The sequence below is a fragment of the Pseudomonas sp. Root401 genome (genome assembly GCF_001425105.1).
GTDB lineage: Bacteria > Pseudomonadota > Gammaproteobacteria > Pseudomonadales > Pseudomonadaceae > Aquipseudomonas > Aquipseudomonas brassicacearum.
The window spans coordinates 1-15,660 of sequence record NZ_LMDO01000047.1 but is presented as its reverse complement, the minus strand read 5'-3'; the positions used below and the strand labels follow the sequence as shown (position 1 = coordinate 15,660).

4 protein-coding genes and 1 pseudogene are annotated in these 15,660 nt (G+C 66.2%); all 5 read right to left on the bottom strand.

Annotation, left to right across the window (positions count from 1 at the left end; genetic code table 11):
* A partial coding sequence (locus ASC85_RS25825; RefSeq protein WP_057451902.1) for a non-ribosomal peptide synthetase occupies nt 1-9,237 on the bottom strand: 9,237 nt, incomplete at its 3' end.
* Between the two features lie 124 nt (nt 9,238-9,361).
* Nucleotides 9,362-13,531 (bottom strand): annotated as a pseudogene (locus ASC85_RS33990) (amino acid adenylation domain-containing protein); the annotation flags it as partial.
* 1 nt (nt 13,532) lies between these two features.
* Nucleotides 13,533-13,937 (bottom strand): AMP-binding protein (locus ASC85_RS33985; protein WP_442966225.1); only part of this gene is annotated, 405 nt, incomplete at its 3' end.
* A gap of 5 nt (nt 13,938-13,942) precedes the next feature.
* Nucleotides 13,943-14,166, bottom strand: a 224-nt coding sequence (locus ASC85_RS33980; RefSeq protein WP_442966224.1) for a hypothetical protein, incomplete at its 3' end; no start/stop codon positions are given.
* Nucleotides 14,167-14,209: 43 nt separating this feature from the next.
* Nucleotides 14,210-15,660: non-ribosomal peptide synthetase (locus tag ASC85_RS25810; protein ID WP_236712407.1), on the bottom strand; the 1,451-nt coding region annotated here is incomplete at both ends.

The window sequence follows — 15,660 nt, the reverse complement described above, 5'->3', positions numbered from 1 at the left end:
CGGGGCGTGTTCAAGGGCGTCGACCAAGGTGGCCACCGCCTGGGCCAGGTAAGCGGCGATGCGTTGCGGGTCGATGCCGGTGATGGATTGGGCGGTCAGGGAGAACCCGCTGCCCACATTCGCCACGGCAATCTCGATGGGGTAATTGGTGCGGGTTTCGGAGGCGATGAAGTGCATGCCTTCGTGGTCGCCCATGTCTTCGGCGATTTCCCCGGACGCGTTCACCAAGTCGCCATGGCGGCAGTTGAGAATCACCGTGAACAGCGGCAGCGAGGCATCCACCGCGCTGCAACGCTGGGCCAGGGCCAGGGACGCCTGTTCGTGGGTCAGCAGTTCACTGAGTTGCTGGTAGGCGTCGCGGACAATGTCGCTGACGGTGTTTTGCTGCAGGCGAATGCGCATCGGCAGGGTGTTGATGAACATCCCCAATGCGTGGTCGGCACCAGCGGTGCCTTGAGAGCGGCCCGACAGCACCGTACCGAAAATCCCGTCGTCGCGTCCGCTGGTTGCCGCCACCACCAGGCCCCAGGCCGCATGGAACAGCACGGAGGTCGGGACCCCTTGAGCACGTGCCGTTCGATACACCTGGGCGCTGAGGTCGTCGCTCAAGTGCTTCACGGCACGCTTGATTCCCGCACCGTTGCCCCTGACATCCAGCACGCCGTAAGGCGCGGTGGTGGCGTCGACATCGGCCAGCAAGCGGCGGAAATAAGTTTCGTGATCGGCCTGGGAAACACTGGCGGCCTGGGCGATGAAGTTACGGTAAGGCTGGGAGGGCGGCAGGCCGTTGGCCTGGCCGGCCAGGATCGCCTGAATTTCCAGCATGATCAGGCGCAAGGTGACGTTATCGCTGACCAGGTGATGGTCGAGCAACGCCAGCAGCCATTGTGCCTGGGGCTCGTCGTAGATGATGTACGCCGCGATCAGCGGAGCCCGTTGCAAGTCGAGTCGCAGGTGATGGGTGTCGGTATGGTCCCGGAGGGTCTGCATGGCGTCTTCGCCGGGGAGGCAGTCCAGGGTCACCACCGGGAGTTGCGCCCGGCGGTGCACCACCTGAACCGGCTGCGGCAAGCCGTGCCAGCGCAGGGCGGTGCGCAGGATGTCATGACGGTCGATGACCACTTGCACGGCGGCGAGGAAGTCGTCGAGCACCTGGCGACGGCTGAATGTCACCACGGTGCGCATCAGGTAGGCGTCGCCTTCGGACTGCAACAAGTGGTGGAACAGGATGCCTTCCTGCAGCGACGACAGCGGATAGATGTCCTGCACGTTGGCGGCCCCGCCTGGCACGTCGGCGACGATCTGCTCGATTTCCCCCTGGCTGAGGGTTACCAGCGGCAGCATGTGCGGTTCGATGGCCGTGCAGTCGGCCGGGATCAGGTTGGCCGGGACGACCCGTTGGCCGTTGTTGCCACCGGCCAGGACTGTTGCCATGGCCTTGAGGGTCGGCGCGGCAAACACCGTGCGCACATCCAATTGCAGGTCGGCCTGGCGCAGGCGCTCGATCAGGCTGATGACCAGGAACGAGTGGCCCCCCAGCTCGAAGAAGTGATCCTGGCGACCCACCCGTTCAACCCCGAGCAATTCCTGCCAGGCGCTGGCCAGGGTGCGTTCGATGTCGCCCAGGGGGGCTTCGTAATGCTGGCTCGCGGCGGCAGACAAATCCGGCGCCGGCAAGGCATTGCGGTCCAGCTTGCCGTTGGTGGTCAACGGCCACGCTTGCAGGGTTACGAAGGCGCTGGGCAGCATGTGTTCGGCCAGCACATCGGCCAGTTGGCTACGCAGTGTCGAAGACTCGAGCACGACGTCATCATGGGCGATCAGGTACGCCACCAGGCGTTTGTCGCCGGGCGAGTCCTCACGCACGATCACCAGGGCTTCGCGCACCTGCGGCAGGGCCAGCAGTTGGGCTTCGATTTCCCCCAGCTCGATGCGGAAACCGCGGATCTTGATCTGCGAATCGTTGCGGCCCACGTAGACCACGCCGCCGTCGGCGCGGTAGCGGGCGATGTCGCCGGTGCGGTACAAGCGTGCGCCGGGCGCCGCGGCATAGGGATCACTGATGAACCGTTCGGCATTGAGGGCGTCGCGGTTCAGGTAATGCCGGGCCACTCCCGCGCCGCCGATGTAGATCTCGCCATCGACCCCCACCGGCACCGGTTGCTGGTACTCGTCGAGGATGCGCAGGCACAGGTCGGGCAGGGGCGGGCCGATCAGGCTGGGCGCGCCGCTGTCGATTTCCACTTGGCTGATCGGGTAATACGTAGCGTGCACGGTGATTTCGGTGATCCCGTACATATTCACCAGGCGGGTGCGCGACAGGGCGGTGCGCGCGGTCCAGGGCCGCAGGCTGCGGAAGTCCAGGGCCTCGCCGCCGAAGATCACTTCACGCAGGGCATGTTCCTGGTCGCTGCGCCCGCGGGCTTCGATGAACTGGCGGAAGGCGCTCGGCGTCTGGTTCAGGACCGTGACCCGCTGCTGGCAGACCAGCCCGTAGAAGTCATCGGGCGAACGCGCCACCTCGCTGGGGACGATCACCAGCTTGCCGCCATAGCTCAGCGCGCCCCAGATCTCCCAGACCGAGAAATCGAAGGCAAAGGAGTGGAACAGCGTCCAGACATCGTCGCGGCCGAAATCGAACAGCCCGGCGGTGGTGTCGAACAGTCGTGCGACATTGCCGTGTTCCACCAGCACGCCCTTTGGCAGCCCGGTGGAACCCGAGGTGTAGATGACATAGGCCAGGTGCCGCGATGCCAGGCCGAGGGTATCGGCGTCGGGGTTGCGGTCGAGGGACCCATCGGCCCGATCATCGGCAGCAACGTAATCGGTCAGGTCCACCACCGGTACTGGGTGTTCAGGCAAGACGTCGAGGCAGGCCGGTTGCGCCAACAGGGCCACCGGGGCGCTATCCGTCAGCAGGTAACCGAGGCGTTCGCTGGGGTAGGCCGGGTCCAGCGGCACATAGGCGCCGCCAGCCTTGAGCACACCCAGTACCCCACAGACCATTTCCACCCCGCGCCGGGCCAGGATCGCCACCCGGTCATCAGGACGTACACCCTGGGCGAGCAACGCCTGGGCGATGCGGTTGGCCCGGCGGTTGAGGTCTTGATAACTCAGTTGAAGTTCGCCAAATACCAGGGCGATGGCCTGGGGGTGAGCGGCGGCGAATTGTTCGAAGCGCTGGTGGATCAGCAACCCGGGGGCGCATGCCGCCTTGGGCGGCAGCGTTGCCGGCGAGGCCTGGCGCTGTGCCGGGCTGAGCAACGGCAGGCTCAGCACCGGTTGCTCGACCGCCTCGACCATTGCTTCCAGCAGTATTTGGAAATGTTGGGCAAAGCGTTCCACGGTGGCACGGTCGAACAGGTCGCTGGCGTATTCGATCACCCCGGCCAGGTCGCCGCCGTCGTTGCCCAGGGTCAGCATCAGGTCGAACTGCGCGGTTTCATGGGCCTGGGCCACGGGCGCCAGGGTCAGCCCGGGCAGGCTCAGTTCGCCGCCGCCCGGGGTATTGTCCAGTGACAGGGCGACCTGGCACAGCGGGTTGTGGCTCAGCGAGCGCGGTGGTTGCAGGGCTTCGATGACTTGTTCGAACGGAATGTCCTGGTGTTCGTGGGCCGCCAGCGTCGTTTGTTTGATCTGCTCCAGCAACTCAAGCACGCTTGGGTTCTCCGTCAGGTTCACCCGCAGGGCCAGGGTGTTGACGAAGAAGCCGATCAGGTTTTCGGTTTCGGTACGTCCGCGGTTGGCCGTCGGCACACCGATGACCACGTCGCGCTCATTGCCCAGGCGCGCCATGAGCACCGACCAGGCGCTGAGCAACGCCATGAACAAGGTGACGTTGTGTTGTTGGCAGAAGCGTTCCAGGCGCTCGCGCAACGCCGCGGTGATCTGCACCGGGACGTCGCCGCCGCGGTAGCTTTGCATGGCCGGGCGCGGACGGTCGGTGGGCAAGGACAGCAGGGCCGGGGCGCCGCCGAGATGCTCGCGCCAGAAGTCCGCCTGGCGGTTGAGGTGTTCGCCGTCCAGGGCCTGGTGTTGCCAGGCCGCGTAGTCGGCGTACTGGATCGGCAGGGCGGGCAGCGGGTCGGCCTGGTGTTGGCTGAAGGCCTGGTAAAGGGCGGCCAGCTCCTTGACCAGGATACCCACCGACCAGCCGTCGGAGATGATGTGGTGCTGGGTGATCAACAGGATGTGCTCATCGTCGGCCAAGCGCAGCAGGCGACCGCGAATCAGCGGCCCTCGGGCCAGGTCGAACGGCGCCAGGGCTTCGCTGTTGCCGATCCGCGCCGCGCTGAGGCTGGCCTGCTCATAAGGCAGCGCGCGCAGGTCTTGTTCGCTGAGGGCAAAGCCGCAGTTCGGCGCGGCAATGATCTGCACCGGCTGCTCACCTCGGCGTTCGAAGGTAGTGCGCAGGCTTTCGTGACGCGCCACCAGGCGATCCAGGGCCGCCTTCAACGCGACCTGATCGAGAACGCCGCGCAGCAACAGCGCGGCGGGCATGTGATACGCGCTGCCCGCGCCGGCATCGAGCTGGTCGAGGAACCACAGGCGTTGCTGGGCAAAGGACAATGCCAGGGGCGCGCTGCGGTCTGCCAGGCCGATGGTCTCTGTGCCGGGGTTTGGCAGCCCGCCGACCACCCGGGCCAGTTCCTGCACGGTGGGATGGCTGAACAGTTCGCGCAGCATCAGGTCGCCGCCCAACTGCTGCCGGACCCGGGAAACCAGTTGCGCGGCCAGCAGCGAGTGCCCGCCCAACTCAAAGAAACTGTCACTGCGGCCCACCCGCTCCAGACCCAGCAGCTCCTGGAAAATCTGCGCCAGGGCCATTTCGGTGGCACCTTCGGGCGCGGCATAACCGTGCTCGGACATGGCATCCAGGTCCGGTGCCGGCAGCGCGTCCTGGTCCAGCTTGCCGTTGGCGGTGAGCGGGTAGGCGTGCAGGCTGACAAAGGCACTCGGAATCATGTAGTCGGGCAGGGTCGCCCCCAACTGCTTGCGTAATGCTGCCACTTGCAGCACGGCGCCCGCCTTGGGGATCAGGTAGGCGACCAGGCGCTTGCCCTGGCTCGCGTCTTCGCGGGCCAATACCCGCGCTTCCCGCACACCGTCACAGGCCAGCAGCTTGGCTTCGATCTCGCCCAGTTCGATGCGGAAACCGCGAATCTTCACCTGGGCGTCGATCCGGCCCAGGTGAACGATTTCGCCGTTGTCCAGCAGCTTGCCCAGGTCCCCGGAGCGATACAGCCGCTCGCCAGGCCGGAACGGGTCGGCAATGAAACGCTCGGCGCTCAAGGCCGGACGGTTCAGATAGCCACGACCGACCCCCAGCCCGCCGACGCAGATTTCACCAGCCACACCCACCGGCAGCAGGCGTTGATGGGCATCGAGCACGTAGGCCACGGTGGTCGGAATCGGCCGTCCGACATTGGATATTCCGGCGGCGATATCCGCGGCGCTAATGGCCTTGTAGGTCACGTGTACGCAGGTTTCGGTGATGCCGTACATGTTCACCAGCGCCACGTGGGAGAAGGCACGGTGGAAGGCGTCGAGCTTGCCCAGTTCCAGGCTTTCCCCGCCGAAAATCACGTAGCGCAAGCGTTCCAGGCGCACATCCGGCGTTGCCAGGGCTGCAGCGCTCAGTTGCAGGAACGCCGACGGCGTCTGGTTCAGGACCGTCACCTGCTCGCTTTCAAGGAAACCCAGCAGTTCCACCGGATCGCGGCGCAGGGCCTCGGGCACCAGGCTCAGGCGCGCGCCGTAGAGCAGGGCGCCGAAGATCTCCCAGACCGAGAAGTCGAAGGCATTGGAGTGGAACAACGACCAGACGTCGTCGGCGCTGAACTGGAAGTCCAGCCGATTGTTGTGCAGCAGGCGCACGACGTTGCGGTGTTCGAGCAACGCGCCCTTGGGTTCTCCGGTGGAGCCCGAGGTGTAGATCACGTAGCAGAGGTGGTCCACCGCGCTGAGGTTGGGCAGGTTGGCGGCACTAACGCCGCTGTCCGTGGCTGTATCGAAGACTTCAATGCCCAGGGCCTGCAACGCCGGGCACATGTCCTGGTGGGCGATGGCCTTGCGTGCGCCGCTGTCGCGCAGCACGTAGGCGATGCGCTCCTGGGGCGAACTCGGGTCGATAGGCACGTAGGCACCACCGGCCTTGAGCACCGCCAGGGTGGCGACGATCATCTGCACCGAACGGTCCAGGGCGATGGCCACGAGCTCCTGGGGCTGCACGCCGGCCGCACGCAGGCGATGGGCGAGGCGGTTGGCCTGTTCGTTGAGCTGTCGATAGCTCAGGCGCTCCTGGCCCAGATTGACGGCGATGCGTTCCGGGTATTGGCGCGCCTGTTCCTCGAAGATCTGATGCAGGGCCAGGGTATCGGGCCAGGCCGCTTCGCTGTCGTTGAAATCGAGGACCTGTCGCTGGCGTTCGGCGGCATTCAGCAGTGGGACGTCGTCGACACGCTGCTGCGAATCCTCGACGAAGGCTTCCAGCAGGCGCACGTAATGGCGCATCAGTTGCTGGATGAACGCCGCGTCGAAGAACTCCGCGTTGTACACCAGGTGCCCGGCCCAGCGTGACTCGTCGGCCGTGATCAGCAGGTGCAGGTCGTTCTTGCCGTAACCCAGGTTGGTTTCCAGGGTAGTGACCGCCAGACCCGCCACCGGTGCGTTGTGCTCGGTGGTGCGCTGGAAATTGAAGAGCACATCGAACAGCGCGGTGCGGCTCATGTCCTTGGCCGGGTTGAGGGCCAGGACCAATTGGTCGAACTGCATGTGCCGGTGGCGCAGGCCTTGGGTCAGGTTGTTGGCGGTCTGCTCCCAGAGCTGTTGCAAGGTGGTGTCGCTGTCGCACTGGCCGCGCATGACCAGCAGATTGTCCAGCGGCCCGACGACATCCCGCAGGGCCGGTTCACGGCAGGCGGCCGTGGTGCCGATCACCAGTTCATCGTGGCCGGCGTAGCGGCGCAACAGGGCGGTGAATGCGCTCAGGGCCAGGCTGTCACTGCTCACGCCGACTTCACGGGCCAGGGCTTCAAGGCGCCGTGCCAGCGCCGGTTCGAGGGTGAAGCCGTGGGTGGCTTCGGTAAATACATGCACCGCCGCCCGGGGTCGATTCAGGGGCAGTTCCAGGGCTTGCAGCTTGCCACGCAGTTGATAGGCCCAGTAGGCGCGCAGGTTTTCCAGCACGGTGGCCGGCAGGTGGCGTTGCCAGGCGGCAAAGTCGCCATAGCTCAACGGCAAGGTTGGCAGCTCGGCGCTGCGTTCGGCGCAGGCGGCTTCATAGAGGGCCAGCAGGTCGCGCTTGAGCAGTTGCATGGTGCTGCGGTCGGCCAGCAGATGGTGCACGGCGATGGCCAGGATCGCGTGCTGATCGCTGGCTTGTACCAGGCTGGCCCGCACCAGGCTGCCGCCATTCATGTTCAACGGGCGACGGGTGGCCGCCAGGGCCTGGTCCGCCAGGTCGTGGGGGGCGGCCTGGATCCGTTCGAGGGCCAGGGTGGCCGGGCCGTCGAATTGTTGCCAGGCACTGCTACCGTCGCTCAACACCCGGCAGCGCAGGATGTCGTGGCGGGCCAGCAGCTCGTCGAGGGCGGTTTGCAGGGCCGGTTGATTGATCTCACCCGTGAGCTCCAGCAGCAACGCAATGTTGTGGTAGACCGGGTTGGCGTCGTACAGGTAACCGGTCTCGAAGGTGTCGACGAACCACACCCGCTCTTGGTGATAGGACAGCGGCATGCGTCCTGGTCCCGGCACTCGCGCTGTGACCTCGGGCAGGGTTTGGGTCGGGTCCAGTTCCAGGGCGCCGATACGGGTGCCCGGGGCTTCGGTGAAGCAGCGCAACAGGCGCTCGAAGCGCGCGGCGAGGCGCTCGATGGTGGCGGCGTCGAACAGTGCGGTGGAATACGACAGGCTGCAGGACAGGCTCGGGCCGCCTTCGTCGATGTGCAGGGACAGGTCGTGCTGGGTGTTGTCCTTGCGCGAGGGCAGGAACTCCAGGTTCAGCCCCGGCAATTGCAACTGTCCCCCGGTGCCTCCAGCGTTGGTGTAGAGCATGGTCTGGAACACGGGGCTGTAGCTGGCGCTGCGCGGCGGTTTGAGGGCCTCGACCACCAGTTCGAACGGAGTGTCCTGCTGGGTGGAGGATTCCAGCATCAGTCCCTTGACTTGCTGCAGTACCTGGTCGAGGGTCGGGTTGGCGTCCAGGCGCACGCGCAGGGCCAGGGTGTTGACGAAGAAACCGATCAGCGACTGTACGTCGTGGCGGTCACGGTTGGCGGCGACGGTGCCGATCACCACGTCCTGTTGGCCACTGATGCGCGCCAGCAAGACCGCCCAGGCGGCCATCAAGGTCATGAAGGGGGTCGCCGCGCGGGATTGGGCGAACTGGACGATGGCGGCAGACAGCGATGCCGGCAGGTCGAAGCCCAGGGTTTCGCCGCGGTAGCTCTGCACCGCCGGGCGGGCCCGGTCGGTTGGCAACGAAAGCAGGGCCGGGGCGCCGGCCAGGTGGGCGCGCCAGAATTCCACTTGCCGCGACAGGCGCTCGCCTTCTAGGTGTTGGCGTTGCCAGGCCGCATAGTCGGCGTATTGCCGGGTCAGCGGTGGCAGCGGATCAGGCTGCCCGGCGCTGAACGCCTGGTACAAGCTTGCGAACTCCTTGACCAGGAGGCCGATGGACCAGCCGTCCGAGATGATGTGATGCTGGGTGATCAGCAACGTGTGTTCGTCGTCGGCCAGGCGCAGCAGGGTGCCGCGGATCAGCGGTCCGCGCAGCAGGTCGAACGGCGCCGCGGCGGCGTTTTCGCTCAGGTGCGAGGCCTGCGTGTCGGCCTGCTCCCGGGGCAGATGGCGCAGGTCATGGGTCTCAAGGCTGAAGCCGCAATCGGCCGGGGCGATGACTTGAACCGGCTGCTCGCCCTCGCGGCGGAAGGTGGTGCGCAGGCTTTCATGCCGCGCCACCAGGCGATCGAGGGCGGCCTTGAGGGCAGCCTGGTCGAGTGCGCCCTGTAGCAACAGCGAGGCGGGCATGTGATAGGCGGCGCTGGCGGTCGGGTCCAACTGGTCGAGAAACCACAGCCGCTGCTGGGCGAACGACAGCGCCAGCGGGGCGTCGCGGTCGGCGCCGGGCATGTCGTCGGCAACGGTTTCGATGACCCGCGTCGCACCGCGTTGCTTGAGCAGTCGCAGCAGTGCGGCACGTTTCAACTGGTCGAGACTATCGTTATGTTCGTTCAATTTATTAAGCATCCTTGGAGACGATAGCGAGCAGTTCGCTTTCAGACAGCGAAGCCATTTCTTGTTGCAGGTCGAGCAGTTCATCCGACTCGTACTGCGCCAGTTGCAAGGTGTTGATCAGATCGGCCAGGGCCAACAGCGACGGGTGTTCGAACAGCCCCCGGAGCGGCACTTCGACGCCGAAGGTTTGCCGCGCCCGGAGCGTGACTTGCACCGCCAGCAGCGAGTGACCGCCGAGTTCGAAGAAGTCGTCGTGCCGGCCGATCCGTTCCAGGCCCAGCAGGTCGGCCCAGATCTGCGCCAGCAGCGTCTCGGTTTCGCCGTTGGGCGCTTCGTACTGGCGGCGAGCGAAGTCGTCGTTGCCGGGCGCCGGCAGGGCACGGCGGTCCAGCTTGCCGTTGGGGCTCAACGGCAGCCGCTCGACCACCACGAACGCCGCCGGGACCATGTAGTCCGGCAACTGCGACGTCAGGTACGGCCGTAGCGTGCTGCTGGCATTACGACCGGCCAGGTGCGGTTCGACACTCAGGTAAGCCACCAGGCGCGTGGCGCCCGGCGTGTCTTCGCGAGCGATGACTGCCGCCTCGCGCACGCCCGGCAGGGTCAACATCAAGGCCTCGATCTCGCCGGGTTCGATACGGAAACCGCGAATCTTGACTTGCTGGTCACTGCGTCCGAGGAACTCGACCACCCCATCGGCGCGCAGGCGCACCAGGTCGCCGGTGCGGTACATCCGCGGTTCGTCGCCCGGGGCGAACGGGTCGCTGAGGAAGTGTTCGGCGTTCAGTGCCGCGCGGTCCAGGTAGCCGCGGGCAACCCCGGCGCCGCCGACGTAGAGTTCACCCGGCACGCCGAGCGGTACCGGCTGGCGCTGTGCATCGAGCACATACAGGCGGCTGTTGGGAATCGCCCGGCCGATCGGCACCGTGCCCAGGTCCTCGGCGGTGCAGCGATGCACCGTGCTCCAGACGGTGGCTTCGGTGGGGCCGTATTCGTTGTACAGGGCGATCGCCGGTTCCAGGCCGGTGCATTCCTGCACCAACTGCGCCGGGCAGGCTTCGCCGGCGACGATCATCTCCTGCAGGTTGCCATGACCATTGCCGCTGGCAAGGCTTGCCAGCACCAGGCGGCCCAGGGATGGCACGCACAGCAGCGAGGTGACGGCCTGTTCGCCAATGAAGCGGGCGATGGCCTCGGGGTCGCGGGCGGTTTCGGCATCCGGGATGCACAAGGTACCGCCACCGACCAGCGTACCGAAGACCCCGGCCACGGAGCTGTCGAAGGCAATCGACGACAACAGCAGGAAGCGCTTGCCGGCCGCCGGCCCATACACGGTGCCCCGGGCCAGCGTCGAGCTCACCAGGTTGCGGTGCTCGATCATCACGCCCTTGGGCTTGCCGGTGGAGCCCGAGGTGTAGATCACATAGGCCAGGTGCTCCGGCGTCAGGCCCACGGTATCGGGTTGCGGATCGCGGCTGTTCGACGGTGTCGCCAGCGCCCGCTCGATGGCCAGGTAGCGAGTGCCTTCCTGCAGCGTGCCTACGGCCGCGCGACCGACCGGATCGGCCAGCAACAGACGCGGCCTGGCGTCCTCGATGATCGAGGCCAGGCGCTCGGCGGGGTAGCTCGGGTCCAGCGGCACGTAGGCGCCACCGGCCTTGAGGATCCCCAGCAGGCCACTGATCATCGCCACGCCGCGCTCGACGCAGATGGCCACCAGATCCCCCGGCAGGACGCCAGCGGCGATCAGTTGCTGGGCGAGACCGTTGGCCTGGACGTTGAGCTCGGCATAGCTGAGGGATTGGCGGCCGTCGAGCGAGGCACAAGCGTTTGGCGTGCGGCGAACCTGTTCTTCGAAAAGCTGTTGAATGCACAGGCCAGTGGGGTAATCCACCTCGGTCTGGTTAAAGGTGTCCAGCAGCAGGGTGCGTTCCTGGGCAGGCAGCACGTCCAGTTGCGTGAGCGGGATCCGTGGCGTGTACATCAAGGCCTGGGCCAGTTGCTCCAGTGCCCGTTGCATCAGCGCGCAGATGCGCTGCGGGTCCACCGCCTGCACGCTTTGCACGGTCAGGCCGAGGGCATCGCCGTAGTCGTTGACCGACAGGGTCAGCGGGTAATTGGTCCGCTCGGCACTGTCCAGGATGCGCATGCCTGGCCACTGCAACTGGCTGTCGTCGCGCTGGTGCCGGTAGTTGAGCAAGGTGGTGAACAGCGGCAAGGCGCTGGGCACGCCACTGCAACGTTGCGCCAGGGCCAGGGAGGCCTGTTCGTGGGCCAGCAGTTCGACCAGGTCGCGGTGAGTGGCCAGCACCTGTTCGTTGGCGCCGGCGGTCAATGGCACCCGCACCGGCAGCGTGTTGATGAACACGCCCAGGGCCCGTTCGGCGCCGGCCGAGCCTTGCAGGCGACCGGCGACCACGGTCCCGAACACCACGTCATCGCGACCGGTGCAGCGGGCCAGCACCTGTGCCCAGGCGACATGGAACAGCGTCGCCGGGGTGATGCCCCGTTCCCGGGCCTGGGCCCGCAGGCGCAGGTTGAGCTCGACGCTCAAGGTCACGCTGGCTTCCTCGATGTGGCGACCGTCGCCTTGTACCTCCAGCAGATCGAAGGGCGCTGTAGGGGCATCCACATCCGCCAAGCGGCGGCTGAAGTAGGCTTCGTGGATGTCTGCGGGGACGGCTTGGGTCTGGGCGATGAAGTCACGGTAGGGTAGTGGTGGCGTCAGGTGCTCGCCTTGGTCATGGAGGATCGCGTGGATTTCTTCCAGGACGATTTCCAAGGTCACGTGGTCGCTGGCCATGTGGTGGTTGAGCAGTGCCAGCAGCCAGCGCTCGGAATGCGGATCCTGGGCGACGCAGGCCCGCATTAGCGGGGCTTGGCGCAAATCCAGCCGCAGTTGCCGTGGGTCGCTCAGGGCTTCGAGCTGGCTGAGCGGGTCCAGGTGGCTGTCGAGGGAAATGCTGTGCACCGGCAACTTCGCCTGGCGCTGAACGACCTGCACCGGCTGGGGCAAACCGTCCCAATGCACGCAGGTGCGCAGGATGTCGTGGCGATCGATCACCTGTTGCAAGGCGGCGGTGAAGGCATCGAGGCGCTGGCGATCATCGAACTCAAGCAGCGAGCGCACCAGGTAGGCGTCGCCTTCGTGCCCCAGCAAGTGATGGAACAGGATGCCCTGTTGCAGCGGTGCCAGTGGGTAGATGTCCTGGATGTTCGCGGCACCGCCAGGCACGGCGTCGACGATACGCTCGAGTTGGTCGGGGGTCAGCGCCACCAACGGCAGCATGTCCGGGGTCAGGGCTGCGCACTTGGGGGGAATGCGGTTGGCCGGTGCCTGGAACACCGGGCTTGGGGCATGCGTCAGGGCCTGGGCCAGCTCGGCCAGGGAGGCGGTGCTGAAGATTGCCCGGACATCCGCGTTCAAGCCGTGTTCGCGCAGGCGTTCGATCAGGCTGACCGCCATCAGTGAATGGCCGCCCAGCGCGAAGAAGCCGTCATGACGACCGATGCGCTCGACACCCAGCAGGGCTTGCCAGATTCCGGCAATGATCCGTTCCACAGGGCTCTCGGGGGCTTCATAGGCGCGGCTGGCGTAGGCGTCCTGGTCCGGTTCGGGCAGGGCACGGCGGTCGAGCTTGCCATTGGGCGTGAGTGGCAGGGCCTCCAGCACGACAAAGGCGCTGGGCACCATGTGCTCGGGCAGGCGCTTGAGCAGTTCGGCGCGCAATGCCTCGGCGGCGGCGGGTTCGCCACACAAGTAGGCCACCAGACGCTGGCCGGACGCGTGCTCGCGAGCAACGACTGCGGCTTCGCGTACACCGGCCAGTGCGGCGAGGGCGGCTTGGATTTCCCCCAACTCGACCCGTAGGCCGCGGATCTTCACCTGATCGTCGTTACGGCCCAGGTACTGCAACGTGCCGTCCGGCAGCCAGCGACCGATATCACCGGTCTTGTACAAGCGGGCGTCGGCCTTGCCATAGAACGGGTCGGCGATGAAGCGCTCGTTGCTCAGTTGCGGCAGGTTGAGGTAACCGCGGGCCACACCGACACCGCCGATATGGATCTCGCCGGGTACGCCCACTGGCAGCAGTTGCCCGTGAGCGTCCAGCACATGCAATTGCAGGTTGCGGATCGGCCGGCCAATGGGTATCGACTGGTGCCGGTAAGTCTCAAGGTCGCTGTCGGCGGTGTACCAGGCGACCACGTCGCTGCACTCGGTCGGCCCGTAGCTGTTGATCACCGCTGGCCGTGGCTGGGCGAGTTTTTCCAGCATGGCGACCTGGATCGGCTCNGTTGCGGATCGGCCGGCCAATGGGGATCGACCGGTGCCGGTAGGTCTCAAGGTCGCTGTCGGCGGTGTACCAGGCGACCACGTCGCTGCACTCGGTCGGCCCGTAGCTGTTGATCACCGCTGGCCGTGGCTGGGCGAGTTTTTCCAGCATGGCGACCTGGATCGGCTCGCCCCCCAGCACCACGCGTTTCAGGCAGGCAAGGCCTTGTTGATGGTCGGCGTCCACCAATGCGTGGAAGGCGCTGGGCGACATATTGAGGTGGCTGATCCCGGCCTCGGCGACCTGGGCGACGATGGCGTCGGGGTTGAAGGGTTCGGCGGCCAGGTGCAGCGTGGCCCCGACCATCAGCGGCGCGAGGATGTTCTTCTGGGTCAGGTCGAAGTTGTAGGAGGACGCCAGCAGCACCGCANAGGTGGGTAATCCCGGCCTCGGCGACCTGGGCGACGATGGCGTCGGGGTTGAAGGGTTCGGCGGCCAGGTGCAGCGTGGCCCCGACCATCAGCGGCGCGAGGATGTTCTTCTGGGTCAGGTCGAAGTTGTAGGAGGACGCCAGCAGCACCGCATCGCCGGCGTGGAAAGCCAGGTCCTCGAGGTACCAGTCCAGCAGGTTGCGCAGGCCGCGATGTTCGACCATCACGCCTTTGGGCAAGCCGGTGGAGCCGGAGGTGTAGATCACNAGCCAGGTCCTCGAGGTACCAGTCCAGCAGGTTGCGCAGGCCGCGATGTTCGACCATCACGCCTTTGGGCAAGCCGGTGGAGCCGGAGGTGTAGATCACATAGGCCAGGTGACTGAAATTCAGCGCCTTCACTTGAGGGTTGTGGGTCGGGGCTTGGTCCAGCGCCGCGCTGCCCAGTTCCAGCGTCGCCAGGCCTTGGGGCACCGGTAATTCGTCAAGGCCGGATTGGTGGACCAGGGCCCGCGGCTTGCTGTCGGTCAGCATGTGGGCCAGCCGTTGCGCGGGGTACTGTGGGTCGAGCGGCACATAGGCCGCGCCGGCTTTGAGGATGCCCAACAGGCCGATCAGCATGTGCGGGCTGCGGCGCGCGGACAGGCCGACGGTGTCGTCGGGCTGCACTCCCAGTGCGATCAAGCTGTTGGCGACGCGGTTGGCCTGGGCGTTGAGTTCGGAGTAGCTCAGGGCCTTGCCGGCGCAGACCAGCGCCACGGCATCCGGGGTGAGGCTCGCCTGGGCCTCGAACACGACGTGAGGGAAGCGACTCGGGCTTTCGTCCAGCACGCCACTGGCCAGGTTGAAGGTTTCCAGCAGTTGCCGGCGCTGCGCGTCGTCCAGCAACGGCAGGGTCGCCAGCGGCTGCGTCGCATCGTCGAGCATGGCGTCGAGCAGGTGCAGCAAATGCTGGCCCCAACGGGCGATGGTGCTCTCATCGAACAGGTCGGTGGCGTATTCGAATTGACCGCTGATACGGTCGCCGTCGTCGTTGAGGGACAGGCTCACATCGAACTGGGTGGTGCCGGTGGGCTGGGGCAGCGGCGTCAGGCTCAGGCCGGGCAGTTCCAGGGCTTGGTCGCGCGGGGTGTTGCCCAGCACCAACATCGCCTGGAACAGCGGGCTGTGACCGAGGCTGCGTTCCGGTTGCAGGGCTTCGACGACTTGCTCGAACGGCAGGTCCTGATGGCTGTAGGCGTCGAGGGTGGTGGCCTTGATCTGCTCCAGCAATTGGTCGACGCGACTGTGGGCCTGGACGTCGATGCGCAGGGCCAGGGTGTTGACGAAGAAGCCGATCAAGGCTTCGGTTTCCCGCCGAGGACGGTTGGCGACCGGCGTGCCGACCACCACCTGCGGTTGATTGCTCAGGCGCGAAAGCAGGATCGACCAGGCGCCGAGCAGGGTCATGAACGGGGTCAGGCCCTGCTGCTGGCTGAAGCGGCGCAAGCGAGCGCTAAGGGGCGCGGGCAACTGCAGCGCCAACGCAGCGCCTTGATAGCTTTGCACTTGCGGACGCGGATGATCGCTGGGCAGTTCCAGCAGCGCCGGGGCGCCGTCCAGGTGTGCTTTCCAGAAACCGACCTGGGTGTGCAGGCGTTCACCTTGCAGGTGCTGCTGTTGCCAGTTGGCGTAGTCGGCGTATTGCAGGGTCAGGGGCGGCAGCGGGTCGTCGAGCTGCT